The 22834-nt window shown below is 67.0% G+C and carries 21 protein-coding genes; 13 read left to right on the forward strand and 8 right to left on the reverse strand.

Annotation, left to right across the window (positions count from 1 at the left end; all coding sequences use genetic code 11):
- Positions 1 to 5: 5 nt before the first annotated feature.
- Genes AB4Z32_RS12535 through AB4Z32_RS12545 form a run of 3 tightly spaced genes read right to left on the reverse strand, consistent with a single transcriptional unit; the run spans position 6 to position 3756 of the window.
- Positions 6 to 1586 carry a DUF4139 domain-containing protein gene (locus tag AB4Z32_RS12535; protein WP_442122174.1) on the reverse strand — a complete coding sequence of 527 codons (1581 nt, stop codon included), beginning with the start codon at positions 1584 to 1586 and terminating at the stop codon, positions 6 to 8.
- 11 nt (positions 1587 to 1597) lie between these two features.
- Positions 1598 to 3355 (reverse strand): gamma-glutamyltransferase, encoded by a 1758-nt coding sequence (ggt, locus tag AB4Z32_RS12540; RefSeq protein WP_442122175.1) that lies wholly within the window; start codon positions 3353 to 3355, stop codon positions 1598 to 1600.
- A complete protein-coding gene (locus tag AB4Z32_RS12545; protein WP_442122176.1) occupies positions 3352 to 3756 on the reverse strand; it encodes a hypothetical protein in 405 nt (134 codons plus the stop codon). The genes ggt and AB4Z32_RS12545 overlap by 4 nt, the downstream gene beginning before the upstream one ends.
- Before the next feature lie 168 nt (positions 3757 to 3924).
- On the opposite strand from AB4Z32_RS12545, the gene AB4Z32_RS12550 reads away from it, so the two are divergent.
- Genes AB4Z32_RS12550 through crtB form a run of 5 tightly spaced genes read left to right on the forward strand, consistent with a single transcriptional unit; the run spans position 3925 to position 9906 of the window.
- Complete coding sequence (locus tag AB4Z32_RS12550) at positions 3925 to 4920, forward strand: polyprenyl synthetase family protein (protein ID WP_442122177.1); 996 nt, start codon at positions 3925 to 3927, stop codon at positions 4918 to 4920.
- An 18-nt stretch (positions 4921 to 4938) separates the two neighbouring features.
- Entirely contained in the window at positions 4939 to 6246 is a 1308-nt protein-coding gene (locus AB4Z32_RS12555; RefSeq protein ID WP_442122178.1) for a glycosyltransferase, read from the forward strand.
- Positions 6243 to 7418, forward strand: a complete 1176-nt coding sequence (crtY, locus tag AB4Z32_RS12560; protein ID WP_442122179.1) for a lycopene beta-cyclase CrtY — start codon at positions 6243 to 6245, stop codon at positions 7416 to 7418. The genes AB4Z32_RS12555 and crtY overlap by 4 nt, the downstream gene beginning before the upstream one ends.
- The gene (locus AB4Z32_RS12565) at positions 7415 to 8929 is read left to right on the forward strand and encodes a phytoene desaturase (RefSeq protein ID WP_442122180.1); all 1515 of its coding nucleotides are present in this window, start codon (positions 7415 to 7417) and stop codon (positions 8927 to 8929) included. The genes crtY and AB4Z32_RS12565 overlap by 4 nt, the downstream gene beginning before the upstream one ends.
- Positions 8926 to 9906, forward strand: coding sequence for a 15-cis-phytoene synthase CrtB (gene crtB / locus AB4Z32_RS12570; protein ID WP_442122181.1), 981 nt, complete (start codon positions 8926 to 8928; stop codon positions 9904 to 9906). Before AB4Z32_RS12565 ends, crtB begins: the two co-directional genes overlap by 4 nt.
- On the opposite strand, the gene AB4Z32_RS12575 is transcribed toward crtB, so the two are convergent.
- Positions 9791 to 10339, reverse strand: coding sequence for a sterol desaturase family protein (locus AB4Z32_RS12575; protein WP_442122182.1), 549 nt, complete (start codon positions 10337 to 10339; stop codon positions 9791 to 9793). The genes crtB and AB4Z32_RS12575 overlap by 116 nt on opposite strands.
- 33 nt (positions 10340 to 10372) lie before the next feature.
- On the opposite strand from AB4Z32_RS12575, the gene AB4Z32_RS12580 reads away from it, so the two are divergent.
- Positions 10373 to 10789 carry a DUF2141 domain-containing protein gene (locus AB4Z32_RS12580; RefSeq protein ID WP_442122183.1) on the forward strand — a complete coding sequence of 139 codons (417 nt, stop codon included), beginning with the start codon at positions 10373 to 10375 and terminating at the stop codon, positions 10787 to 10789.
- 9 nt (positions 10790 to 10798) lie between these two features.
- On the opposite strand, the gene AB4Z32_RS12585 is transcribed toward AB4Z32_RS12580, so the two are convergent.
- Complete coding sequence (locus tag AB4Z32_RS12585; protein ID WP_442122184.1) at positions 10799 to 11719, reverse strand: LysR family transcriptional regulator; 921 nt, start codon at positions 11717 to 11719, stop codon at positions 10799 to 10801.
- Between the two features lie 121 nt (positions 11720 to 11840).
- On the opposite strand from AB4Z32_RS12585, the gene AB4Z32_RS12590 reads away from it, so the two are divergent.
- Together AB4Z32_RS12590 and AB4Z32_RS12595 are read left to right on the forward strand one after the other, a co-directional pair.
- The gene (locus AB4Z32_RS12590) at positions 11841 to 12596 is read left to right on the forward strand and encodes an SDR family NAD(P)-dependent oxidoreductase (RefSeq protein ID WP_442122185.1); all 756 of its coding nucleotides are present in this window, start codon (positions 11841 to 11843) and stop codon (positions 12594 to 12596) included.
- Positions 12597 to 12659: 63 nt separating this feature from the next.
- Positions 12660 to 13127 carry an MgtC/SapB family protein gene (locus AB4Z32_RS12595; RefSeq protein ID WP_442122186.1) on the forward strand — a complete coding sequence of 156 codons (468 nt, stop codon included), beginning with the start codon at positions 12660 to 12662 and terminating at the stop codon, positions 13125 to 13127.
- A gap of 10 nt (positions 13128 to 13137) precedes the next feature.
- On the opposite strand, the gene AB4Z32_RS12600 is transcribed toward AB4Z32_RS12595, so the two are convergent.
- Both AB4Z32_RS12600 and AB4Z32_RS12605 read right to left on the reverse strand, forming a co-directional pair.
- A complete protein-coding gene (locus AB4Z32_RS12600) occupies positions 13138 to 15057 on the reverse strand; it encodes a DUF4214 domain-containing protein (protein ID WP_442122187.1) in 1920 nt (639 codons plus the stop codon).
- A gap of 81 nt (positions 15058 to 15138) precedes the next feature.
- The gene (locus AB4Z32_RS12605; protein WP_442122188.1) at positions 15139 to 15798 is read right to left on the reverse strand and encodes a glutathione S-transferase family protein; all 660 of its coding nucleotides are present in this window, start codon (positions 15796 to 15798) and stop codon (positions 15139 to 15141) included.
- Between the two features lie 112 nt (positions 15799 to 15910).
- Between AB4Z32_RS12605 and AB4Z32_RS12610 the strand changes: the two genes are divergently transcribed.
- From AB4Z32_RS12610 to AB4Z32_RS12630, 5 genes are all read left to right on the forward strand, one after another.
- Entirely contained in the window at positions 15911 to 16393 is a 483-nt protein-coding gene (locus AB4Z32_RS12610; RefSeq protein ID WP_442122189.1) for a winged helix-turn-helix transcriptional regulator, read from the forward strand.
- 29 nt (positions 16394 to 16422) lie between these two features.
- On the forward strand, positions 16423 to 17307 hold the full coding sequence (locus tag AB4Z32_RS12615) for a dienelactone hydrolase family protein (RefSeq protein WP_442122190.1): 885 nt from the start codon (positions 16423 to 16425) through the stop codon (positions 17305 to 17307).
- Positions 17308 to 17400: 93 nt separating this feature from the next.
- A complete protein-coding gene (locus AB4Z32_RS12620) occupies positions 17401 to 18051 on the forward strand; it encodes a DUF4082 domain-containing protein (protein ID WP_442122191.1) in 651 nt (216 codons plus the stop codon).
- A 106-nt stretch (positions 18052 to 18157) separates the two neighbouring features.
- On the forward strand, positions 18158 to 20020 hold the full coding sequence (locus AB4Z32_RS12625; RefSeq protein ID WP_442122192.1) for a hypothetical protein: 1863 nt from the start codon (positions 18158 to 18160) through the stop codon (positions 20018 to 20020).
- 11 nt (positions 20021 to 20031) lie between these two features.
- Positions 20032 to 21846 (forward strand): hypothetical protein, encoded by a 1815-nt coding sequence (locus AB4Z32_RS12630; RefSeq protein WP_442122193.1) that lies wholly within the window; start codon positions 20032 to 20034, stop codon positions 21844 to 21846.
- A 76-nt stretch (positions 21847 to 21922) separates the two neighbouring features.
- On the opposite strand, the gene rpoH is transcribed toward AB4Z32_RS12630, so the two are convergent.
- Positions 21923 to 22813, reverse strand: a complete 891-nt coding sequence (rpoH, locus tag AB4Z32_RS12635) for an RNA polymerase sigma factor RpoH (RefSeq protein WP_442122194.1) — start codon at positions 22811 to 22813, stop codon at positions 21923 to 21925.
- Positions 22814 to 22834 lie beyond the last annotated feature (21 nt).

Here is a 22834-nt window from a genome sequence, read left to right on the forward strand (position 1 = left end):
CGGGGCTAGCGCAAGCCCTGCACGTAGCCTTCCTGCGGATAGTCGATGACGTAGTCGACGTCGAAGCGCGCGGTCTCGTTCGGCTTCAGGGTCTTTTCCCAGCCGACCAGGCCGCGCCGGTGCTCCCACTCCCTGATGCTCGGCTCGGGATTCAGCGCGATCTTCACGGCCACCTTGTCCGACTCGCTGACCGGCGTCGCTTCGAGCACCAGGATGTCGATGGGCTGGCGGTGGAAGCTCGTCACCGTGAAGCTGTCGTCGATGCGCCGCTGGTTGTCGCGCTTGAAGAAGCCGGCCTGGCCCGACTTCTGGTTGCGGTTCTCGACCGCGACCCGCACCAGCGGATCGGGGCCGAAGCCGAACTGGAAGCGCTCGCCGGACTGCGGATCCCAGCGCGTCACGCCGACGTAGGAACCGTCGCGCTGCAGCTGTACCTGGCCGGCCAGCCACACACCGTCCGGCCTTGCCGCCTCGGCGCTCACCACCGCGGTAGTGCCGCTGCGCGGCGCCACCATCACGCGCTGCCTGACCTGCAGGGACTGTTTCGTCAGGCCCACCGAGATCTCGCGGCCGTCGGCGGCCAGGTCGACCCGTGCCGGCACTTCGTACTCGGTGCTGAAGCTGCCCTGGGTTTCCAGTACCGGCGCGACGTAATCGTCGGCTTCCGCGGCGCTTGCCCGCGCCAGCGCCATCGGCGCCGGTGCGGGCGGCGGCGGCGCCCTGTAGAACACGGCTGCCTGCTGCGCCGGCGGCTGGTAAGTCAGCAGCCAGGAAGAGGGGTTCGGCGCCTGCACCGACAGGTTCGGCTGCCCGGTCGACAGGCGCAACTTGACCTTGCTCCAGTCTTCGCCGGTCTTCTGCGAGATCGTCGCCATCCGCTCCAGCTCGACCGTGGACGCGTTCGAATCCAGCGAGGCGCGGTAGGCCGGCTTCCAGCCCGCCCGGTTCACCTGGTAGGACAGCAGCAGCTTGCCCGCCTGCCGGGCCGCCAGGTGGACCGTGATGGTGCGGCCGGCGCGCGTGCCGGCCTGGACCGTGCCGAGTTCGCGCTTGAGGGCGTCGAGCTGCCTGGCCAGGGTGCGTTTTTTGATCTCGCCGCTGCGCACGCGCTCGAGCGCCTCGCCGCTGCCCCTGCGGATGGCGTCGACGGTGGCCAGCAGGGTCTTCGGATCGGCCGGCGCACGGGCCGTGCCTTCGCCGCCGCCGCCCAGGTGCTCGAGATAGTTCTGGGCCGTCTGCGACGCCCTGGTATCGACGTCGATGGCGGCGATCTGGTCCTGCAGGGCCAGGATCTTCGCTTCGAGATCGGCCTGGCGCGGGCTGGGGCTGTCGGCGCTGGAGCGGTCGCGGGTGAGCACCTGGCCGACCTGGATGCCGGGACTGGCCTGCAGGCGCATGGTGCCGGTATCGAAGTTGGCCAGCAGGCCGGTGATCTCGACCTGGGTCATGCCCGGCGCCACCTCGACGGCGCGTTCGACCGTCGCGCTGCCGGGATACAGGGTCACGTTCTGGATGGGGGCTTCGGTAGCCGATGCGGACGCGGCGCACAGCGCGAGCGCGATCGTCCATCCCTGTTTGCTTGTCATGTATTTTCCTTTCAGTGCCCGCGCTTCTGCACCAGCGCCGTACCGACCCCATGCCGGTGGCCTTCGCTCACCGCCGTCACGGTCCCATCCGGATTGAACACGATCGCATTCGCCGCGCCGATCTCTTCTGGTGGCGGGCTGGTTTCCCATTTGTGGCCGAAGCTTTCCAGCGCCTTCGCCTGCGGCGTGCCGATGAAGCCCGGCTCCACCGAGGTCTCCTTCGCGTTGCGCTGCGACAGGCGCGGCGCGTCGATCGCCTGGTCCATCGGCATGCCGAGGTCGATGTAATTGACCATGGTCTGCAGCACGGTGGTGATGATGGTCGCGCCGCCCGGGCTGCCGATGGTGAAGGCCGGTTTGCCGTCCTTCATGACGATGGTCGGCGCCATGCTGCTGCGCGGGCGCTTGCCGGCTTCCGGGATGTTCGGCGCCGGGCCGGTGAAATCGAAGTCCGTCATCTCGTTATTCAACAGGAAGCCGTAGCCCGGCACCACGATGCCGCTGCCGCCCCAGGATTCGATGGTGAAGGTGTAGGCGACCACATTGCCCTCCTTGTCCGACACCGTCAGGTGGGTCGTGTGCGTGCCTTCCTGGATCAGCTTCTGCTGCGGGCGCAGCGGGAAGCTCTGGTCGTTCTCGTACAGGAAGGCGTCGCCGGCCGGGACCACGCCGGCCGCCTTGTCGGGACGGATCAGCGAGCGGCGCTGGGCCGCGAACTGCTTGGCCAGCATGCCCTCGATCGGGGCGTCGACGTATTCCGGGTCGGCCAGGTAGGCGTTGCGGTCGGCGAAGGCCAGGCGGCTGGCTTCCAGGTACAGGTGCTCGACGTTCGGACGCGGCATGCTCTTCAGGTCGTAGCCTTCGAGGATGTTGAGGGCCTCGGCCACCGCGATTCCGCCGCTGCTGGGCGGCGGCATGCCGTAGACGTCGTAGCCGCGATAGGTCGAGCGTATCGGCTGGCGGATGCGCGCCTCGTAGTTGGCCAGGTCGGCCAGCGACATCGTGCCGGGACGTACGGAGGCGCCCTTGGCCAGCGGCGGACGGTTCACGGCGTCGACGATCGCCTTCGCCATCGGACCCTCGTAGAAGGCCTTGTAGCCGCGCGCGGCGATCTCGCGGTAGGCCTTGGCCATGTCCGGATTCTTCAGGATGGTGCCGGTGGGCACCGCCTTGCCGTCCCTCAGGTAGAGCCGGCTGGTGGTCGTGAATAGCTGAAATTTTCTTTCATTTTCGGCCGTCAATTTATGAAAAGTTTCACTGACGGGAAAGCCCCTGGTGGCCACGTCGATGGCCGGCGCCAGCACCTGTTTGAAGGACATGGTGCCGTAGCGCTGCAGGGCTTCGTGCCAGCCGCGCACGGTGCCCGGCACGCCGACCGCGGCGCCGCTGGCGACCGCCGTCTCGAAATCGACAGGCTTGCCGTTTTCCTGGAACACGCCCGGGCCGAAGGAGGCGGGCGCGGTCTCGCGGTGGTCGAGGGTGATCACGCGCTTGTCCCTGGCCAGGTAGATGACCATGAAGCCGCCGCCGCCGATGCCGCAGCTGAACGGGTCGGTCACGCCCAGCGTGGCGGCGGCGGCGACGGCGGCGTCGATCGCGTTGCCGCCCTTGTTCAGGATGGCGAGCGCCGATGCCGAGGCCTTTTCGCTGATGGTGGCGACCGCGCCCCCGGTGCCGGTGGCGACCGGCGTCCTGGCCAGCGCCAGCGGCGGCGCGAGGATGATTGACAGGATCAGTGCGCTGGCGAGCGCTTTCGCGGAAGTGGTCATGGCGTGCTTACCTTGAGCGTGACGGGGATGACGTAGCCGGGGCGCGTCGCGGCGGCGTTGCGCGCGGGCGGGATGCTGGCCGGATCGAGCGCCACGCGTGCGCCGTGAAGCGATGTCGGCGTGGCGCTCAGCTGGTCCGGACCGAGGGAGAATTCTTCGCGGCCGTCCGGGCCTTCCAGCACGAACTGGAAGCTCAGCCGGCCGGCCCAGATGCAGCGCGCGTTGGCCGGGCAGCGGCTGTCGCTGAAGCTGTCATAGGTGAGGGTGGTGTCGCCGGACAGGGCCACGCGCTGGTGTGGCTGTAGCGGATAGGTGCCGTCCTTGAGCGGCGCGCCGGCGCAGCCTGCCAGGCCAAGGAGAACGAGCGGAGCGAGATACGTCGGCCACTTCAGCCACTTCATCGGGACCTTCCGGTTATTTGCGGAAAGCCAATCATAGCAAAGTTGCCAGCCTGGGCAGGGCACTCTCGTGTTGCGCGAAGGTCGCGCACGCTTGGATTCAGTTGGCTATTTTTTAATATGTTTCCGGTATCATGAAACTCAATTTCATCAAATCTGGCAGGGGTGCGAATGAAGACACAGGCACGGCGGTTCGGCGGGCTCGGCATGAAAGAACTGGACGGGGTCTCGCCTGACGAACTCGCGCTGCTGCGCCGGCAGCTGGAAGAACGCATCGGCCACCACCTGGCGCAGAGCCCGGACCAGGCCGACCTGCTCACGCAGGCGATGCGCGCCGGCGCGCTCGGCGCCGGCAAGCGCATGCGGCCGCTGCTGCTGCTGCTGGTCGCGCACGACCTCGGCTGCGAGTCGAAGGCCCTGGTCGACGTCGCCTGCGCGGTCGAGATGGTGCACGCGGCCTCGCTGATCCTCGACGACATGCCGTGCATGGACAATGCCATGCTCCGCCGCGGCAGGCCCACCATCCACGTGCAGTTCGGCGAAGACGTCGCCATCCTGGCCGCCATCGGCCTGCTCAGCCGCGCCTTCGGCATCGTCGCCTCGGCGCGCGAGATCCCTGCCGCGATCCGCGCCCGCCTGGTCGCCAGGCTGTCGGAGACGATCGGCGACCAGGGCCTGGTGAAGGGCCAGTTTCTCGACCTGCGCGGCCGCCGGCACACCGCGGCCGACATCGCCGCTACCTATGAGCTCAAGACCGGCGTGCTGCTGGGCGTGGCGGTCGACATGGCCGCCATCATCGCCGAGACCGACGACTGCGTGGCGGCCTCGCTGCGCGCCTTCGCGCTGGCGGCCGGCCATGCCTTCCAGATCCGCGACGATTTCCAGGACGGCCCCGGCAACGACAGCGCCGTCACCGGCAAGGACGTCGGCCAGGACATCGGCAAGGCCACCCTCATCAACACCCTGGGCAAGGAGGAAGCGCGGCGCCGCCTGAATGGCCACCTGTTCGACGCCGAGCGCCACCTGAGCGCGGCGCTGGGCGAGCAGGGCCATACCCGCCGCTTCGTCGCCGGCCTGTTCGCGCAGACCCACGAAGGCGTCCGCTTCCCCGGTACCGGCACGCACCCGCATGCGGCCGGCGCCAGGACGAGCCTGGCGCGCCACTGAGCGCGGACGGGAAGGCGCATGGCCCACTTCGGCGTGGTCGCACCGGCGTTCTACAGCCACTTCAGCGCGCTGGCGGCGCTCGGCCTCGAACTGGTCGGGCGCGGCCACCGCGTGACTTTCCTGCAGCGGCCGGACGCGGCCATCTACCTGAAGAACCGCCGCCTCGGCTTCCACTCGCTCGGCCACGTCACCCATCCACCCGGTTCGCTGGCGGCCTCCTTGCGGCGCGCCGCCAGTCCAGGCGGTCCGCTGGGCTTGCGCCAGGTGATCCTCGACATGGGGCGCGGTACGCAAATGCTGTGCCGCGAATTGCCCGCCGCGCTGGACGCGCTGCAGATCGACGTCGTCATCGCCGACCAGATGGAGGCGGCCGGCGGCATGGTGGCCGAAGCGCTCGGCCTGCCTTTCGTCTCGGTGGCCTGCGCCATGCCGGTCAACCGCGAACCCGGCATTCCGCTGGCGGTGATGCCGTTCGCGTATGACTACAGCGAACGCGGGCATCAGGTGGTGGAAGGCAGCACCCGCGTCTACGACTGGATGATGGGTCCGCACCGGAAAGTCATCAAGGCCGAGTCGCGCCGGCTGGGCATCGCCGCGCGCGATGGCCTGCATGAGTGCCTGTCGCCGCTGGCGCAGATCAGCCAGACCACCGAAGCCTTCGATTTCCCGCGCCGCGCGCTGCCGCCGCATTTCCACCATGTGGGGCCGCTGCGCGCGCCCGGCGACGCCGGCGCCGCGGCGCCGACGCCCTTGCCGGAACTGGACAGCGGCCGGCCCTTCGTGTTCGCTTCCCTCGGTACCCTGCAGGGCCATCGATTCGGCATCTTCAAACGCGTCGCCAGGGCGTGCCGCCGGCTCGACGCCCAGCTGCTGGTCGCGCATTGCGGCGGCCTCGATGCGGCCCGGGAAGCAGCGCTGCTGCGCGCCGGCGCCACCGCGGTCTGTGCCTTCGCGCCGCAGCGGGAAGCGCTGGCGCGCGCCGACGCGGTGGTCTCGCATGCCGGCATCAATACCGTGATGGATGCGGTCGAGGCGCGCACCCCACTGCTGGCAATGCCGGTGACCTTCGACCAGCCGGGCACCGCCGCCCGCATCCTGCACGCCGGGATCGGCCTGCACGCATCGGCGCGCCTGGCCGGCGCCGCCACCATCGCCCGCCAGCTGCGGCGCCTGTTCGAGGAGCCGCAGTTCGGCGTCCGCCTCGACGAGCAAAGGGTCAGCCTGGCCCGCGCCGGCGGTACGTCGCGCGCCGCCGACATCGTCGAGGCGGCCGTGCGCCTGCGCCGCAGCGAGGACAGGATGGCGCGGGCGGGCGCCCCGGCATGAAAGCCGCGCCTTGGGACCTGATCCTGGCCGGCGGCGGCCTGGCCAACGGCCTGATCGCCTGGCGCCTGGCCCGGCACAGGCCGGAACTGCGCATCCTGCTGCTGGAGCAGGGCGAACGCCTGGGCGGCAACCACACCTGGTCTTTCCATGACGGCGACCTCGACGCCGCGCAACAGGCCTGGATCGCGCCGCTGGTCTCGCGCCGCTGGCCGCGCCACGAGGTCGTGTTCCCGGAATTCAGCCGCACGCTCGAAGGCGGCTACGCCAGTATCGCCTCCGAGGATTTCGCCCGCACGATCGAGCCGGCCCTCGGCCCAGGCCTGCGCCTGGGCGTGCGCATTGCCAGTGTCGGCCCGAGCCGGGTCAGGCTGGAGGACGGCGAGGTGCTGGAAGCGCGCGCTGTCATCGACGGCCGCGGCATGCGCGGCAGCCCGCGCCTCGCGCTGGGCTGGCAGACCTTCCTCGGCCAGGAAGTGCGCCTGGAAGAACCGCATGGATTGACCGCGCCCATCATCATGGATGCGAGCGTCGGGCAGCAGGGTGGCTACCGCTTCGTCTACGTGCTGCCCTTCGATGCGCAGCGCCTGCTGATCGAGGACACGCATTACGTCGACAGCGCCGCCTGGGAACCCGAACGCTTGCGCGCCAACATCGGCGCCTATGCGCGGGCGCGCGGCTGGCGGATCGCGCAACTGCTGCGCGAGGAAGAGGGCAGGCTGCCGATCGTGCTGGCGGGCGACTTCGACGCCTATTGGGACGACCTGGCCGGCCAGCCCAGCGTGGGCCTGCGCGCCGGACTGTTCCACTCGACCACCGGCTACTCGCTGCCGCATGCGGTGCGGCTCAGCGAGCGCATCGCCGCCCTGGGCGACCTGTGCGCGGCGGCCCTGTTCGCCGCGATCCGCGACGAAGCGCAGACGGAATGGCGGCGCCAGCGCTTCTTCCGGCTGCTCAACCGCATGCTGTTTTTGGCCGGCAGCCCGGACCACCGCTGGCGCGTGATGCAGCGCTTCTACCGCCTGCCGGCCTCCCTGATCGAGCATTTCTATGCCGGCCGCCTGAGTTTGCAGGACAAGGCGCGTCTCCTGTCCGGCAAGCCGCCGGTGCCGCTGAAGCAGGCTTTCGTTGCGGCCTGCAAGATCTACCCTCACCAGATCGGAAGAGCAGAATGAACGCACGGAATATCGAACCGCGCCGCGCGGTGGTCATCGGCGCCGGCTTCGGCGGCCTGGCCCTGGCCATCCGCCTGCAGGCGCGCGGCATCCAGACCACGCTGCTGGAAAAGCGCGACAAGCCGGGCGGCCGCGCCTACGTGTACGAAGACCAGGGGTTTACCTTCGACGCCGGCCCCACCGTCATCACCGACCCCTCCTGCATCGAGGAGCTGTTCGCGCTGGCCGGCAAGCGCATGGAACACTATGTCGAGATGCTGCCGGTGTCGCCGTTCTACCGCCTGTGCTGGGAAGACGGCAGCCACTTCGACTACGCCAACGACCAGGAAGCCCTGGACCGCCAGATCCACGCGCGCAACCCGCAAGACGTGGCGGGCTACCGGCGCTTCCTGGCCTATTCGAAGGCGGTGTTCGCGGAAGGCTACCTGAAGCTGGGCGCCGTGCCTTTCCTGTCCTTCCGCGACATGGTGGCCGCCGGCCCCCAGCTGGCGCGCCTGCAGGCCTGGCGCAGCGTGTACGGCATCGTGTCGCGCTTCATCCAGGACGAGCAGCTGCGCCAGGCCTTCTCCTTCCACTCGCTGCTGGTGGGCGGCAATCCCTTCGCCACGTCCTCGATCTACACGCTGATCCACGCGCTGGAACGCGAGTGGGGGGTGTGGTTCCCGCGCGGCGGCACCGGCGCCCTGGTGCGCGGCCTGGTGCGCCTGTTCGAAGACATCGGCGGGCGCATCGAACTGAACGCGGCGGTGGCCCAAATCGAGACCGGCGCCGGACGCGTGCGCGGCGTGCGCCTGGAGGATGGCCGCCGGTTCGATGCCGATGCGGTGGCCTCGAATGCCGACGTGGTCCACACCTATGCCAAGCTGCTGGGCGGGCATCCGCGCGGGGAGGCCCAGGGTGAGGCCTTGCGCAAGAAGCGCTTCAGCAATTCGCTGTTCGTGCTGTACTTCGGCCTCGACCATCACCACAGCCAGCTGCGCCACCACACGGTGTGCTTCGGCCCGCGCTACCGCGAGCTGATCAAGGACATCTTCCATGGCGAGACCCTGGCCGAGGATTTCTCGCTCTACCTGCATGCCCCCTGCGTGACCGATCCCTCGCTGGCGCCGCCGGGCTGCGGCAGCCACTACGTGCTGGCGCCGGTGCCCCACCTCGGCAATGCGCCGATCGACTGGGAAGTGGAGGGGCCGAAGTACCGCGAGCGCATCTTCGACTACCTGGAGCGGCGCTACATGCCGGGCCTGCGCAGCCAGCTCGTCACCAGCCGCATCTTCACGCCGCTGGATTTCCGCGACCAGCTCAACGCCCATCATGGATCGGCGTTCTCGCTCGAACCGCTGCTGACCCAGAGCGCCTGGTTCCGTCCGCACAACCGCGATGCCGCGCTGGCGAACCTCTACCTGGTCGGCGCCGGCACCCATCCCGGCGCCGGCGTGCCGGGCGTGATCGGTTCGGCCAAGGCCACGGCCGGCCTGATGCTGAAGGAGATGCAGGAAGGAGTGCGGGTATGAACGACGGGCTGCTGAACCACGCCACCCAGGCCATCGAAGTCGGCTCGAAGAGCTTCGCCGCCGCCGCCAGGCTGTTCGACCCGGCCACCCGGCGCAGCGTGCTGATGCTGTACGCCTGGTGCCGCCATTGCGACGACGTGGTCGACGGCCAGGAGCTGGGCTTCAATGCGGCGCCGAGCGAACAGCCGGATGCCGCAAACAAGCTGGAAGGCCTGCGCGAACAGACCCACCGCGCCTATGCCGGCGAGACGATGCGCGACCCGGCCTTCGCCGCCTTCCAGGAAGTGGCATTGCGCCACCATATTCCACAGCGCTTCGCCTTCGACCACCTGGCCGGCTTCGCGATGGACGTCGAGGGCGCGCGCTACGAGAGCATCGACGACACCCTGCGCTACTGCTACCACGTGGCCGGCGTGGTCGGCCTGATGATGGCCTCGATCATGGGCGTGAGCGATGCGCGTGTGCTCGACCGCGCCTGCGACCTCGGCCTGGCGTTCCAGCTGACGAACATCGCGCGCGACATCGTCGAGGATGCCCGGATCGGGCGCTGCTACCTGCCGGCCCAGTGGCTGCGCGAAGCCGGCATCCCCCGCGACGAACTCGCGCTGCCGCGGCACCGTCCGGCGCTGGCGAAGCTGGCCGCGCGCCTGGTCGATCACGCCGAGCCGTATTACGCCTCGGCCCTCGGCGGCATCGTCGCGCTGCCGCTACGTTCGGCCTGGGCGATCGCCACCGCGCGCAAGGTATACCGGCAGATCGGCATCGTGGTGAAGCGCCGCGGTGCGCATGCCTGGGATGAGCGCGCGGGCACCTCGAAGGCGACCAAATTGCGCCTGCTGGCGGAGGGAGGAGGGCAGGCCCTCAGTTCGCGTCTGGCGGGCGCGAATGCGCTGCAGACGCGTCCGGCCGGCCTGTGGCAGCGTCCGGGTGGCGCCGCCGAAGCGGCCCCTGGTGCAGCGCATGCAAGCGCCGTTTGAGGGCCTCGACCGGCGGCGCATACAGGAAGCCGAAGGACACCGCGCCGTCCTTGCCCGACACCGCGTGATGCATGCGGTGGGCCTGGTAGAGGCGCTTCAGGTAGCCGCTGCGCGGCACGTAGCGGAAGGGCCAGCGCTGGTGCACCAGGCCGTCGTGGGCCACGAAGTAGAGCAGGCCATAGGCCGTCATGCCGGCGCCGATCCATTCCAGCGGATGGTGGCCCAGGGTGGCGCCGGCGTAAATGAGGGCGATCGCCACGCCCGCGAACACGACGGCGTACAGGTCGTTCTTCTCGAACCAGCCGCTGCGCGGCTCGTGGTGCGAGCGGTGCCACGCCCAGCCGAAGCCGTGCATCACGTACTTGTGCGCCACGATGGAAAACACTTCCATCAGGACCACGGTAAGGATGAGAATGAAGGCATCGAGCAGCATGTGAACCAGCCTACCATACAAGAAAGGAAACGCATGACCCGATTCATCCAGTTGCTGTCCGGCTGCCTGCTGCTGGGCGCCGCCGCCTGCGCATCGGCCGCCACGGTCGAAGTCCACGTCTCGGCCGTCGTTGCCGGCAAGGGCAGGATCAACGTTGCCGTCTGCGACAGGGAACGCTTCCTCAAGCATTGCGCCTATTCCGCATCGATGCCGGCCCGCGAGGGCGAGAACGTGATCGCGGTGTCCGGCGTGCCGAAGGGGACCTGGGCCGTGCTGGCCTACCAGGACGAGAACGAGAATGCTGAACTGGACCGCAACCTGATCGGCATCCCGAAGGAGAACTACGGTTTCAGCCGGGATGCCCGCGGCAAGTTCGGGCCGCCGGGCTTCGACGACGCGGCCATCGAAGTGAAAGACGAGGTGACGGTGGCCGCGGTCAGGCTGCACTGAAAACGCAGGCTACCAGTCCACGATCCGCCAGTCCGGCCTGCCCAGGTGGCGCACGAAAAACTCGGACAGCGCCTCGACCTTGGCCGGCCGCGTGCGCGCCGAGGGTGTGACGAAATAGAGTCCACCGCGCGGCAGGGTCCAGTCCTTCAGGATCGGCACCAGGCGGCCGTCGCGCACCTGGTCGGCGCAGATGAATTCCGGGAATTCCGCGATCGCCAGGCCGTCCAGCACGGTCGGCATCAGGGCGTCGGCATTCGTCACCCTGAGCGGGCCGTTGGGCCTGATGCTGACCTCCTCGCCGGCGGCGTTGGTGAAGCGCCAGACGTCGTTGCGCGCGCGGTAGGCATAGCCCAGGCAGGCGTGCCGGGCCAGGTCCGAGGGATGCTCGGGCGTGCCGTGCTCCCGCAGGTAGGCGGGGGAGGCGACCACCAGCGGCGCGACTGGGCTCAGGCGCCGCGCCACCAGGGAGGAATCGGCCAGCACGGCGATGCGCAGGGCGGCGTCGAAGCCTTGCCCGACCAGGTCGACCTGGGCGTCGCTCAGGTGCAGGTCGACCGAGACTTCCGGATATTCCCTGAAGAAGGCCGGCATCAGCGGCGCCACCCAGCGCAGGCCGAAGGACATCGGCACCGACAGCCGCACCAGCCCGCGCGGCCTCGCCGACGTCTCGCGCGCGGCCGCTTCCGCCGCTTCGGCTTCGCGTACCACCTTGAGGGCGCTCTCCGCGATCATGTTGCCGAACTCGGTCAGCGCCAGCTGGCGCGAGGTGCGGTTCAGCAGGCGCGCGCCGAGCCGCTCTTCCAGCCGGGCGACGGCGCGCGACACGGTCGCCACCGACACGTTCAGGGCGCGTGCGGCGCCGGCGAAGGAACGCTCCTCGGCCACCTTGGCGAACATCGCCAGGCCTTCGAAATCGGGCAGGGTCGACATCTACATACCTCCAAATATGCAACGATGGTTTGTGATTATTGCTATTTTAAATGGCCCCGGTCATCGGTACCATGCCTCACATCGACTGACCCAACCGACCCATCAAGCAAAGGAGAACATCATGATCCGCAAACTCGACAACAAAATCGCCCTGATCACCGGCGCCACCAGCGGCATCGGCCTGGCCACCGCCAAGCGCTTCGCCCTCGAAGGCGCGCAAGTGATCGTCACCGGACGCCGCCAGGCCGAACTGGATGCCGCGGTGGACGCCATCGGCCACGACGCCTTGGGCCTGCGCGTCGATTCCAGCAGGCTGGGCGATCTCGACAAGCTGTACGACGAGATCCGCGAACGCTACGGCCGCATCGACGTCCTGTTCGCGAATGCCGGCGGCGGCTCGATGCTGCCGATCGGCGAGATCACCGAAGAGCAGTTCGACGACACCTTCGGCCGCAACGTGAAGGGCACCCTGTTCACCGTGCAGAAGGCCCTGCCGCTGCTGTCGAAAGGCGCCTCGGTGATCATGACCGGCTCCACCGCCGGCAGCTCCGGGACTCCGGCCTTCAGCGTCTACGCCGCCAGCAAGGCCGCGGTGCGCGCCTTCGCCCGCAACTGGATCCTCGACCTGAAGGACCGCGCCATCCGCATCAACACCATCAGCCCGGGCGCCACCCGCACCCCCGGCCTGGTCGAACTGGCCGGCGACGACGCCCGGCAGCAGCAAGGCCTGCTCGACTACATGGCCTCGCAGATCCCGCTGGGCCGCGTCGGCGAGCCGGACGAGATCGCGAAAGCCGCGGTGTTCCTTGCATCCGACGACGCCTCCTTCGTCAATGGCGCCGAACTCTTCGTCGACGGTGGCCAGGCCCAGATCTGATCCGCGTGCGTCGCCGAAACGGCCCGGCTGGCATCATGTGCGGAATTTCTCGGGGAGGACCGCATGTGGTGGGAGCAGAGCTGGCGCACGATACAGGAGGAATTCTCGGACCTCGGCAACGCCGAAGACATCACCCGCGTGGTCGTGCGCCTGATCGTCGCGGTGGGACTCGGCGGCCTGCTCGGCTACGAGCGCGAGTCGGTCGGCGCCTCGGCCGGACAGCGCACCCACATGCTGGTGGCGCTCGGCTCGGCGCTGTTCATCCTGATTCCGCTGCAGGCCGGCATGCGGACCGAGGACCTGTCGCGGGTGCTGCAGGGCGTGACGGCGGGGATCGGCTTCCTCGGCGCCGGCGCCATCCTCAAGCTGCGCGAACGGAACGATATCAAGGGCCTGACCACGGCCGCCAGCGTGTGGCTGACCGCCGCCATCGGGGTGGCGGCCGGGATGGGCCGCGAGACCACGGCGGTGGTCAGCGCGGTGTTCGCCTTCGTGATCCTGTCCCTGCTGCGGCGCAAGGACAAGGAGTAGGCGGCGCCGCTCAGGCGCCGTAGGGCAGGTAGGCGATTCCGTCCTGCATCTGCCCGACCAGCAGGGCGTGCAGTTCCGTGCCCTCGCTGACGCCGGCCAGCACCTGGCCTTCGGTCGCGCCGTTCTTCAGCACCTGCAGCCAGTAAGCGTAGCCGGCCGGATCCGGCGCCCGGTGCAGCATGTGCTCGTAGACCTTGGTCAGGAAGTCCTCGGCACTGCGGGTGGCGCCGTACATCTTCGTGAATTCGGTGTCCTTCGTGAACGCCGTCGCCACGTCCACCAGCGAAGCGCCGCGGTCCATCACGCCGAGCCAGTAGCCCAGGCCCGCCAGGTCGGGCACGCGGTCGAAGGCGGCCGCGTACAACTGGTAGGCCTGGCCGGCGACGCCGTCGGTGTCGAAGGCCAGCGCGCCGTCGGCGAACAGCAGGCGCTCGATGCCGGCAAGGGTGTCGCTGCCTTCGGCGCCGCTCTTGTCGGTGACGGTCATGCCGGCCTCGTTGCGCGCGATCGTGTAGCCGTCCCGCGCGCCCGCATACACCGCCGTGTCGAGGCCCGCGCCGCCGTCGAGGCGGTCGTCGCCGCCGGCGCCGCCCAGCGTGTCGTTGCCGGCGCCGCCGGCGATGCTGTTGGCCACCGCATTGCCGGTGATCCTGTCGTTACCCGCGCCGCCGATCGCGTTCTCGATCACCGAGCCGATGTCGATCGTGATCTGGCCGCGCGCGGTGATGGTCGCCGCCTTGGTGCCGACATGGCTCCAGTAGCCCGCTTCCAGCGACAGGGTCAGGTTTTCGGTCTGGGCCGAACCGTCGATGGTGTCGTTGCCGCCGCCGTCGCCGATCATGAGGTAGTCGCGGCCGATGGTGTAGCGGGTGTCGCCGCCGTGGTAGTTACTGGCCGGGCCGTACAGGTACTGCAGGGCCGCGACGTCGAGGGGGCTGAACTGGCCGGGATTGCGCTCGATGCCGGTGTAGCTCATCACCGTGTACAGTACATGGTCTTCCGACTGCGGCAGGTAGGGGCCGGGACCGCTGTTGCCGGTCGCGTCGGCGTCGGCGAAGGGATGCTTGAGGCCCAGCGCGTGGCCGATCTCGTGGGTGACCACCCGCATGAATTCGGCGCCTCTGTCGAGATTCGGCGAGAGCGCCAGTTGGGTGGAGTCGACCATCACCCGCGACCCCGCCCGGGTCGGCTGCAGCGTATAGCCGTAGCCGGCCGAATCTTCCTGCTGGTTGTTGGCGAAGACGATGGTGCCGAGCGCTTCGGTGTCGGTGGTCTCGACGAAGTGCACGTTGATCAAGGTCTCGATGTAGGCCAGCACCGCCTTGGTGTACGTGATCTGGTCGGCGTTGAAAGGATTGAATCCGTTCTTGTCGTCGTCGTCGAAGAAGCTCGGCGAGGTCTGCGCGAAGGCATAGCCGATGACGCGATTGCCGCCGAGGACGCCGTCGAGGAAGGGGGCGCCGTCGAAGACGAGGGCATCGATCCAGTAGGGCAGCTTCTGCACGCCGGGCGCCCAGGTCCAGTCCTCGATGTCGGGATTGGTCTTGTACCAGTCGGCGTGGATGGTGCCGCTGTCGTGGCCGCCGAGGTCGATCACCAGGTCGCGGCGGTCGTGGATCTCGTAGTGGTCGTCGCCCTTGCCGCCGACCATGATATTCAGGCCGCTGCCGCCGTCGAAGCTGTCGTTGCCGCCCTGGCCGAACAGCAGGTCGTCGCCGTCGCCGCCCAGCAGGGTGTCGTTGCCGCTGCCGCCAACCAGGTAGTCGTCGCCGGGGCCGCCGTCGAGCAGGTCGTTGCCGCCGTTGCCGATGAGGTCATCGTCGCCGGCGCCGCCGTGGATGTCCTCGTCGGACAGCGTGCCCTTCAGGGTGTCGTTGGCGGGCGTGCCGTCGATGCGGATCGAACCGCTGAGGTTTGCGGATATGGCCACGGCGTCTCCTTGCTGGGAAACCGACACGATACCGTATTGCCATATCGGAAAGATGCGCGCTTTCTCACCGCGCGCACCCGATCAGTCGCGGTCCGGCGCGCCCAGCGGGAACAGGGGACGGTAGGGGCGCGCCTCTTCCACCGCGCGGGCGAAGGAGGGCCGGCCGAGCAGGCGCGAACGGTAGGCGCGCAGCACCGGGTAGTCGGCGGAGATGGGGTGAACCCAGTCGGCGTAGAACAGCGAGGGCGCGGCGGCGCAGTCGGCCAGGCTGAACCCGTCGCCCGCGGCCCAGGTCCGGTCGGCGAGCCGCTGTTCCAGCCAGGCATAGGCCCATTCCAGTTTTTCGGCCGCATGCGCCAGGCCCTCGCGGCGCTTGTCCGGATCGCCGCTCAGGGCGCCGCCCACCGCGTGCTGGACCGGCGACATCACGTGCAGGTCGAAGAAGCGGTCGAGGAAGCGGACGTCCAGCGCGGCCATCGCATCGGCCGGCAGCAGGCGCACCGGTCCCGGATGTGCCAGCTGCAGGTATTCGATGATGATGCTGGTCTCGGCCACGTCGCGCTCGCCGTCCACCAGCAGCGGGAACTTGCGCAGCGGCCAGCGGCGCAGCCATTCGCCCACATGCTGCGGCGTGTCCGGCCCGATGCAGCGGAACTCGAAGGGCAGGGCATTTTCGTACAGTGCGATCAGCACTTTCTGGGTGTATGAAGAAAAGGGATGACCGTAGAGGGCGAGCGACATGGTTGGACCGCTTTCATCAGTGAGGTGGGTGGGATACCACTTGCGAAATGCAAGTGGATAAAAGATACTTTATCATCTTGCACATTGCAAGCAGATTGTGTGGGAGAAGGCGATGTCACAGGCAAGCCGGTCGGGCTGTCCGATCAACCTGACGCTCGAACAGCTGGGCGACCGCTGGAGCCTGATCGTCATCCGCGACCTCATGTTCGGGAACCGGCGTACGTATGGCGACCTGCTGGCGCAGAGCGAGGAGGGCATCGCGTCGAACATCCTGGCCGACCGCCTCAAGCGCCTGGTGGCCGCCGGCCTGCTGACGCGGCGGCCGGACCCCCAGCACAGGCAGAAAGGCATCTATAGCCTGACGGAATCGGCCATCCAGCTGCTGCCCCTGCTGGCGCAGATGGCGGCCTGGGGCCGGCGGCACACGGCTGCCAGCCATGAGCTGTCGGTACGCGCGGAGTTGCTGGAGCAGGGCGGGCCGGCGCTGTGGGAAGCCTTCATGGAAGAACTGCGGCACCTGCACCTCGGCGCACCGCGTCCGCAACGCTCGGTGTTCGGCGAGCTGCAGGCGGCGTACGAGAATGCAATGCGTTAGACTGGCTTTTTTAACAAGGGAGACAGGACATGAAGCGTTTGACCGCGGCGGATTTCGACCCCGAAGTACTGAAGCTTTTCGACGGCTACGTGCACGGCCGCCTGTCGCGCCGCGATTTCCTCGCGCGGGCCGGACGCTATGCGGTGGGCGGCGCGACCGCCACCACCCTGCTGGCGCAGCTGTCTCCTTCGTTCGCGGCGCCGCTGGCGGCCGCCGGCGACGCCCGCATCAAGACCAGCTACCAGGAGTTTCCGTCGCCGCAGGGCTACGGCACGGTGCGCGGCTACCTGGCGATGCCGGCGAACGCCAAGGGCAAGCTGCCGACGATCCTGGTGGTGCACGAAAACCGCGGCCTGAACCCGCACATCGAAGACATCGCGCGCCGCCTGGCGCTCGAGGGCTTCATCGCCTACGCCCCGGACGCGCTGGCCCCGCTGGGCGGCTATCCCGGCGACGAGGACAAGGCCCGGGCCCTGTTCCCCAAGCTGGACCAGGCCAGGACCCGCGCCGATTTCGTCGCCGCCGCGCATGCGCTGGCCACGCTGCCGCAGGGGACGGGCAAGGTCGGCGTGGTCGGCTTCTGCTGGGGCGGCGGCATTGCGAATTACCTGGCCACCCAGGTCCCCGACCTGGCGGCCGCCGTGCCCTTCTACGGCTCGCAGCCGCAAGCCGCCGACGTCGCCCGCATCCGCGCGCCGCTGATGATCCACGACGCCGGCAAGGACGAGCGCATCCTGGCCGGCTGGCCCGCCTACGAGGCTGCGCTGCAGGCCAACAAGGTGCACTACCAGCACTTCGTCTACGCCGGCGCCGAGCACGGCTTCAACAACGACACCACGCCGCGCTACGACGAGGCGGCGGCCAAGCTGGCGTGGGGCAGGACGGTCGCCTTCTTCAAGGAAAAGCTGGGCTGAAACGGCAGAAATCCCCCTTGCCGGGGGGAAGCTTTTTGGGGTGCGATTTGTTTCAATGATGTCTTTCAAATATCACTTTTGATTGGACGTTTCATGACACTTCGCACCCTGAGTATCGGCCTGTTCTGCGCCGCATCCCTGCTGTCCGGCACCAGCCAGGCAAGCCTGCTGATCGACGCCAGCAAGTCTTCCACCTACTCCACCAGCCACGGCGCTTCCAATTACACGTCCGGCACCGCGTTCACGGTCACGGACGCCATCACCATCGACGGCCTGGGCTGGATGGATGCCGAAGGCGACGGCCTCACCGGCAGCCACACGGTGGGATTGTGGAACGAGCAGGGCACGCTGCTGGCCAGCGTCACCGTCGACAGTGCCAGCACCCGCGTGCCGAGCGCGCAGGGAACGGCGATCTGGTACCTGACTGAACTGGACGACCTGGTGCTCACCAAAGGTACTTATCGCGTGGCCGGCACCATGAAGACCGATGCCACCGACTACCTGAACGGCATCGTCGGGAATGGCGTGGGCGTGGTCCCCGGCTATGTCCGCAGCGGCCTCGGTATGGGCTTCTCGAATCCCAACGAAGCCTACGGCCAGAATTTCCTCCACGCGACGGTGTCCAGCCACCAGTTCGACCCGCCGCCGGCGCAGGTGCCCGAGCCGGCCTCGCTGGGTTTATTGTGCCTGGGTGCGGGAATGCTGGCCGCGATGCGCAGGTGGGTTCGCCAAGCCAGGGCTTAAAAAGCAAAGGCGCCCGGCCGTTGTAAATATACCGCTCATCCACATAAGGTCGATTGCCAGCGTAATCAGGCAGGCGCATCATTTTCAGACCGCTGTGGAGGTGCTTATGCCGCTCGTCCAGCTGCCCGCTCTGTCGTGGAAAGTCTTGATTGCCATTCTGACGCTGGGGATGGCCGCACTGGTGGGCGTCGAGGCATATAACGGCACCCGGGTCCTGTTGAACGGCGAAGTCGGCTATACCGGTATCGACATGCTCGGCCGCTACGGCGCCGCGCCCGACGGCGGCGGCAGCTATACAATCAAGATCGACGAGCCTCATGCCGACTCTCCTGCAGCGGGCGCCAAACCGCCCTTGCGCGGCGGTGACCATATCCGTTTCGCACACCTCCTGGATCGCTGGCGCGTATTCCACGCGAACGAAGCGGTCGCGCTGAGCAAGGTGCACGATACGCGGCCCGATGCGGGCAAAGTCGATGCGCTCACCATCGAGGCCAAACCCGGGATTTTGACGGCCATGGGGCTGGTCGATTACTGGGGACGGTTGACGATCAGCATATTCGCTTTGTCGTTCGCGCTGCTGATAGCGCTGCGCAAGCCGGTCGGCTACGCCTACCGTTGCCTGGCCATGATGTTCCTGATGCTGGGCAGCTCCTTGTTCTATTCCTTTACCCTGGCGCCGCCCGGTCTCCTTGCGACCTTGGCTAAAGTGGTGCAGCTGACGGTCTTTGACCTGATCCTGTTTTGCTACATCGGCTTCGTCATGCATTACCAGGATTACGCCTCGACCCGGTTGCGGCGCTGGCTGCGCGCCTTCGCGCCGGCGTACCAAGGATTTGCCTTGGCGGGAGCGGTTTTCGCCTTTGTTTTCGCCTGCGGCTACGACATGCCTTTCCTGTCGGGCTATACACAGGCTCTGCTTTGCAGCGGCGTTGCCCTGGCTCTGCTCAGTCTCGTCGACGGCTGGCGCAACAGTACTGGTGACATCCGCCAGCGCCACCTGTGGCTGCTTGTTGCGCTGAGCTTCGGCAGTGTTCCACCCTTGCTTACCACTGTTCCAATACTGCAAGCCATCGGCTTCGGCGCCAGTGTGCGGATCGTGACCTTCATTGCCGGCCAGTTGGCGATGTACGTGATGTTGCTCTACGCCACACTGCGACATCGCGTGTTCGATTTCGGTTACGTGATGAGCCGGCTGACGGTAAAGGGGATAAGCAGTTTCCTGCTGCTGGCGCTCTTCCTGGTGCTCCAGTCGCTGGCAGATGATATCGTTGACGCCAAATTGCTACCCGGCCGTCACCCACAGTGGTGGACAGAGATAATTGAAGCGGTGCCTGCCATTGTGGTCTACCTGGTGTTCCATCTGACGCACGAAAAGCTCAAGCAGGGCCTCGGCCACCTGCTTCTGCGGCGCTGGGAAGCCAACGAGAAGCAACTGCATGCCTATGTTGCCGGTGCCAGTCGAATCACCGAAGTGCCTAGCTTGCTGGCCTCGTTGCTGGCCGAACTCGATCGGTTCAGCGAACAGGCTGGTTCGGCGGTTTACCTGCGACGGCACGACTGCGACTTCGAATTGGCCGGTGCAACGCTGGCGGGTGTTCCGGCCAGCTATGGCGCCAACGATGAGCTGGTGGTCGCGCTGTGCGGCGACCAGGCGCCGGTAGGCAATGAGACGCTGGCGGACGTCGGCATCGACCTGGCTTTGCCGATGTGCCGGCGCGGCGTTTTGCTGGGTTTCGTCCTCATGGGGTGCAAAGCCGGCGGTGCCGGGTACCGCCGGGACGAAGTCGATGCGCTTGCCAAGGCGGTCAACCAGATCGGGTTGGACTTGCGCACGCTGTATATCGCGGAACTCGAACGCAAGGCACGCGCGCTGGAAGTGGAGAACGTGCGCCAGCGTGCTGCCTTGCTGACGATGCTGGGCCGGCGATCCGCGCATTTGCAGCACTCAGGCATGGAGGCAGCTCAATGATACTTCCTTCCTTGTCCACGACGGCCTGGAAGCGCCTGATCGCCCTGTTGGTGGCGAGCGTCGTGGTTCTGCTGTACGGTGAGATCGGCAGCGCATTCGGACCGCTGCGCAGCGGCTATCAAGGCGATATCGGTATCGAATTCGATGGCGCTGGCCACCTCGGCCCATGGGGTCACGACAAGCACCGCCTGTGTGTCCTTGAACCAGACCCGCAACAGTTGGGGAAAAACAGGTGCTCCGGACGAGAGATCGTCTTCGAACGTCCGCTCGATCGCTGGCGCAGGTTCGGCATTGGCGAACCGGTAACGCTGCGCATGTACGACGCCGGCCAGGTACGCACAGTTACGATCAGGGCGCAAGCGGTACGCGTACCATTTGCCGACTATTTCGACTTCTTGGGACGCTTCTTGCTGAGCGTCCCCGCCCTGTTGTTCTGTCTGATGATCGGCTGGCTCAAGCCTGTGGAACGCAGCTACCGCCAGCTTGCGCTGTGTTTCCTGGTCCTGAGTCTGAACGCCTTCTACACATTCAACTACTTGTCGGGCCCGTTATTTGCTGCAGGTAAGCTCATCAACATGATGAGCTATGGCTTGATCTGGTACTTCGTCGCCAGCTTCGCGTTGGCCTATCAGCCCTACGATCCAACGCCACTCCGTCGCTTGTTGCGGCGCATTTTTCCCTGGTACCGGATGCTGGCGATCGCCGGCAGCGCATACGCCTTGTGGTTTGGACTGGGGAAAGATGCGCCAGGACTGTCGCTACTGGTCCAGGCCTGCGTCGCAGGTGGTTTGGCGCTCGGCGTGGCCAGCCTGGTCGACGGCATGCGCCAATCACGCGGCAACCTGCGCATACGCCACAAGTGGCTGCTGCTGGCCTTCGCTTGCGGAGCCTTGCCTTCGGCCCTGACACAGGTGCCCATGCTGGACGCCGGTTACCGCGATGTACATTTCACCGTCATGGCCAGCTTCGGCGGTCTGCTGGTCATGTACTGCATCTTGTTCTATGCGGTTCTGCGCCATCGCGTCTTTGAATTCGACCCGCATACACTGTCAAGCCAGATAACGGTGGTAAGCGTCGCCAGTGTGCTGGTGCTTTTCCTGTTCGGTCTGGTCGACCACGAGATCGGTAAATTTCGGGGACCCGAGATGCCACTCGGGTTCATGCCCAGAGTGCTGGAGATATTGGTGATGCTGCCCGTGCTCTTCCTGCTTCACCACATTCATGACAAGGTTGAGCTATGGGTAGAACACATGTTGTTCCAGGCCGCCCATGAGCGCGACAAGGCGCTGCAGGAATTCGTGCGCCGTGCGGTTCATTTCACTTCGATCGACGCGCTGCTGGCCGCGCTGGTGACGGCCCTGGACCGTTTCAGCCGAGGCGCCGGGGCGGCGGTCTATCTGGCGCGCGATGGCGGCCTGCGGTTGGCAGTCTCTACCTTGCGACGGGCCCAGCCGGTGCTGGCACTGGACCCGATCCAGCGTGCAGCCCTCGAACGGGATCCCAACTGCAACTGCCTTGAAGGCGTTTCCGAATTGGGTGAGCTGGTTTTACCGATGTGCCACCGCGGCGCTCTGCATGGGGTGGTCGTGATGGGTCTCAAAAGCGGCAAGGATGGCTACCGGCCGAACGAGCGCAATCTGCTGGCCTATGCCGTCCAGCAGGTCGGCCTGGACCTCGATACGATGCATGTCGATGAACTGGAAGCGCACATCGACACGCTGACACGCGAAACGCAATTGCAGGAGTCGGAACTGCGATTGGTTGCCGGACGGCGCCATAGCGTGCGCCAGGCAATCGGCGCAGTTGCGGGTGGCGCATCGTTTTGATTCAGTAAAAAAAATGCCAGTGAGCTTAGCTGACTGGCATTGATCCGAAGGCGCTTTTTACTGCTGCGCCGGCAAATTACACGTAAGCCGCCAGCGCCGTTTTCATTTTCTTCAGCGCCGCCGTTTCGATCTGGCGGATGCGTTCGGCCGACACGCCGAACTCTTCGGCCAGCGTGTGCAGGGTCGCGCCCGAGCCGTCGTCGTTGGCCAGCCAGCGTGCTTCCACGATGCGGCGCGAACGCGGGTCCAGCTTGCCCAGGGCGGTTTCCAGGCCTTCCGACTGCAGGCGCACCGTGTCGTTGGCTTCCAGCACCTTGGTCGGCTCCTGCTGGTCCGAGGACAGGTAGGCGATCGGCGAGAACTTGTCGTCTTCGTCGTCGGTCGGCGCTTCCAGCGCGATGTCGCGGCCCGACAGGCGGGTTTCCATCTCGACCACTTCTTCGCGCTTGACGCCCAGCATCTGGGCCATGTCGGCCACCTGTTGCGGCGACATGGCATCCAGGCCCACTTTGTTGCTGCGCAGGTTGAAGAACAGCTTGCGCTGGGCCTTGGTCGTCGCGACCTTCACCAGGCGCCAGTTCTTCAGGATGTATTCGTGCATCTCGGCCTTGATCCAGTGCATGGCGTACGACACCAGGCGCACGCCCTGGTTCGGGTCGAAGCGCTTCACTGCCTTCATCAGGCCGATATTGCCTTCCTGGATCAGGTCGGCGTGCGGGAGACCATAGCCGAGGTAGCCGCGTGCGATCGAGACCACCAGGCGCAGGTGCGACATCACCAGCTTCTGCGCGGCGTCCAGGTCATTCTTGTCCCGCAAGCTCTTTGCCAGCGAGACCTCTTCCTCGTGGGACAGCATCGGCAGACGGTTGACGGCCGAGATATAGGCGTCGATGTTGCCGAGATTGCCAGTGAAACCCAGTCCCAGAGCACGGGTGCCAGCGGGAACCAATGCGGATTGTGCGGACATAGTCATTTTCCCTCGTAGAAT

It is taken from the genome of Massilia sp. 2TAF26 (assembly GCF_052115005.1).
Classification (GTDB): domain Bacteria; phylum Pseudomonadota; class Gammaproteobacteria; order Burkholderiales; family Burkholderiaceae_D; genus Telluria.

Coding starts and splice junctions, on each gene's coding strand:
- AB4Z32_RS12535 (WP_442122174.1), bottom strand. CDS start 1,586: ATGACAAGCAAACAGGGATGGACGATCGCGCTCGCGCTGTGCGCCGCG.
- ggt (WP_442122175.1), bottom strand. CDS start 3,355: ATGACCACTTCCGCGAAAGCGCTCGCCAGCGCACTGATCCTGTCAATC.
- AB4Z32_RS12545 (WP_442122176.1), bottom strand. CDS start 3,756: ATGAAGTGGCTGAAGTGGCCGACGTATCTCGCTCCGCTCGTTCTCCTT.
- AB4Z32_RS12550 (WP_442122177.1), top strand. CDS start 3,925: ATGAAGACACAGGCACGGCGGTTCGGCGGGCTCGGCATGAAAGAACTG.
- AB4Z32_RS12555 (WP_442122178.1), top strand. CDS start 4,939: ATGGCCCACTTCGGCGTGGTCGCACCGGCGTTCTACAGCCACTTCAGC.
- crtY (WP_442122179.1), top strand. CDS start 6,243: ATGAAAGCCGCGCCTTGGGACCTGATCCTGGCCGGCGGCGGCCTGGCC.
- AB4Z32_RS12565 (WP_442122180.1), top strand. CDS start 7,415: ATGAACGCACGGAATATCGAACCGCGCCGCGCGGTGGTCATCGGCGCC.
- crtB (WP_442122181.1), top strand. CDS start 8,926: ATGAACGACGGGCTGCTGAACCACGCCACCCAGGCCATCGAAGTCGGC.
- AB4Z32_RS12575 (WP_442122182.1), bottom strand. CDS start 10,339: ATGCTGCTCGATGCCTTCATTCTCATCCTTACCGTGGTCCTGATGGAA.
- AB4Z32_RS12580 (WP_442122183.1), top strand. CDS start 10,373: ATGACCCGATTCATCCAGTTGCTGTCCGGCTGCCTGCTGCTGGGCGCC.
- AB4Z32_RS12585 (WP_442122184.1), bottom strand. CDS start 11,719: ATGTCGACCCTGCCCGATTTCGAAGGCCTGGCGATGTTCGCCAAGGTG.
- AB4Z32_RS12590 (WP_442122185.1), top strand. CDS start 11,841: ATGATCCGCAAACTCGACAACAAAATCGCCCTGATCACCGGCGCCACC.
- AB4Z32_RS12595 (WP_442122186.1), top strand. CDS start 12,660: ATGTGGTGGGAGCAGAGCTGGCGCACGATACAGGAGGAATTCTCGGAC.
- AB4Z32_RS12605 (WP_442122188.1), bottom strand. CDS start 15,798: ATGTCGCTCGCCCTCTACGGTCATCCCTTTTCTTCATACACCCAGAAA.
- AB4Z32_RS12610 (WP_442122189.1), top strand. CDS start 15,911: ATGTCACAGGCAAGCCGGTCGGGCTGTCCGATCAACCTGACGCTCGAA.
- AB4Z32_RS12615 (WP_442122190.1), top strand. CDS start 16,423: ATGAAGCGTTTGACCGCGGCGGATTTCGACCCCGAAGTACTGAAGCTT.
- AB4Z32_RS12620 (WP_442122191.1), top strand. CDS start 17,401: ATGACACTTCGCACCCTGAGTATCGGCCTGTTCTGCGCCGCATCCCTG.
- AB4Z32_RS12625 (WP_442122192.1), top strand. CDS start 18,158: ATGCCGCTCGTCCAGCTGCCCGCTCTGTCGTGGAAAGTCTTGATTGCC.
- rpoH (WP_442122194.1), bottom strand. CDS start 22,813: ATGTCCGCACAATCCGCATTGGTTCCCGCTGGCACCCGTGCTCTGGGA.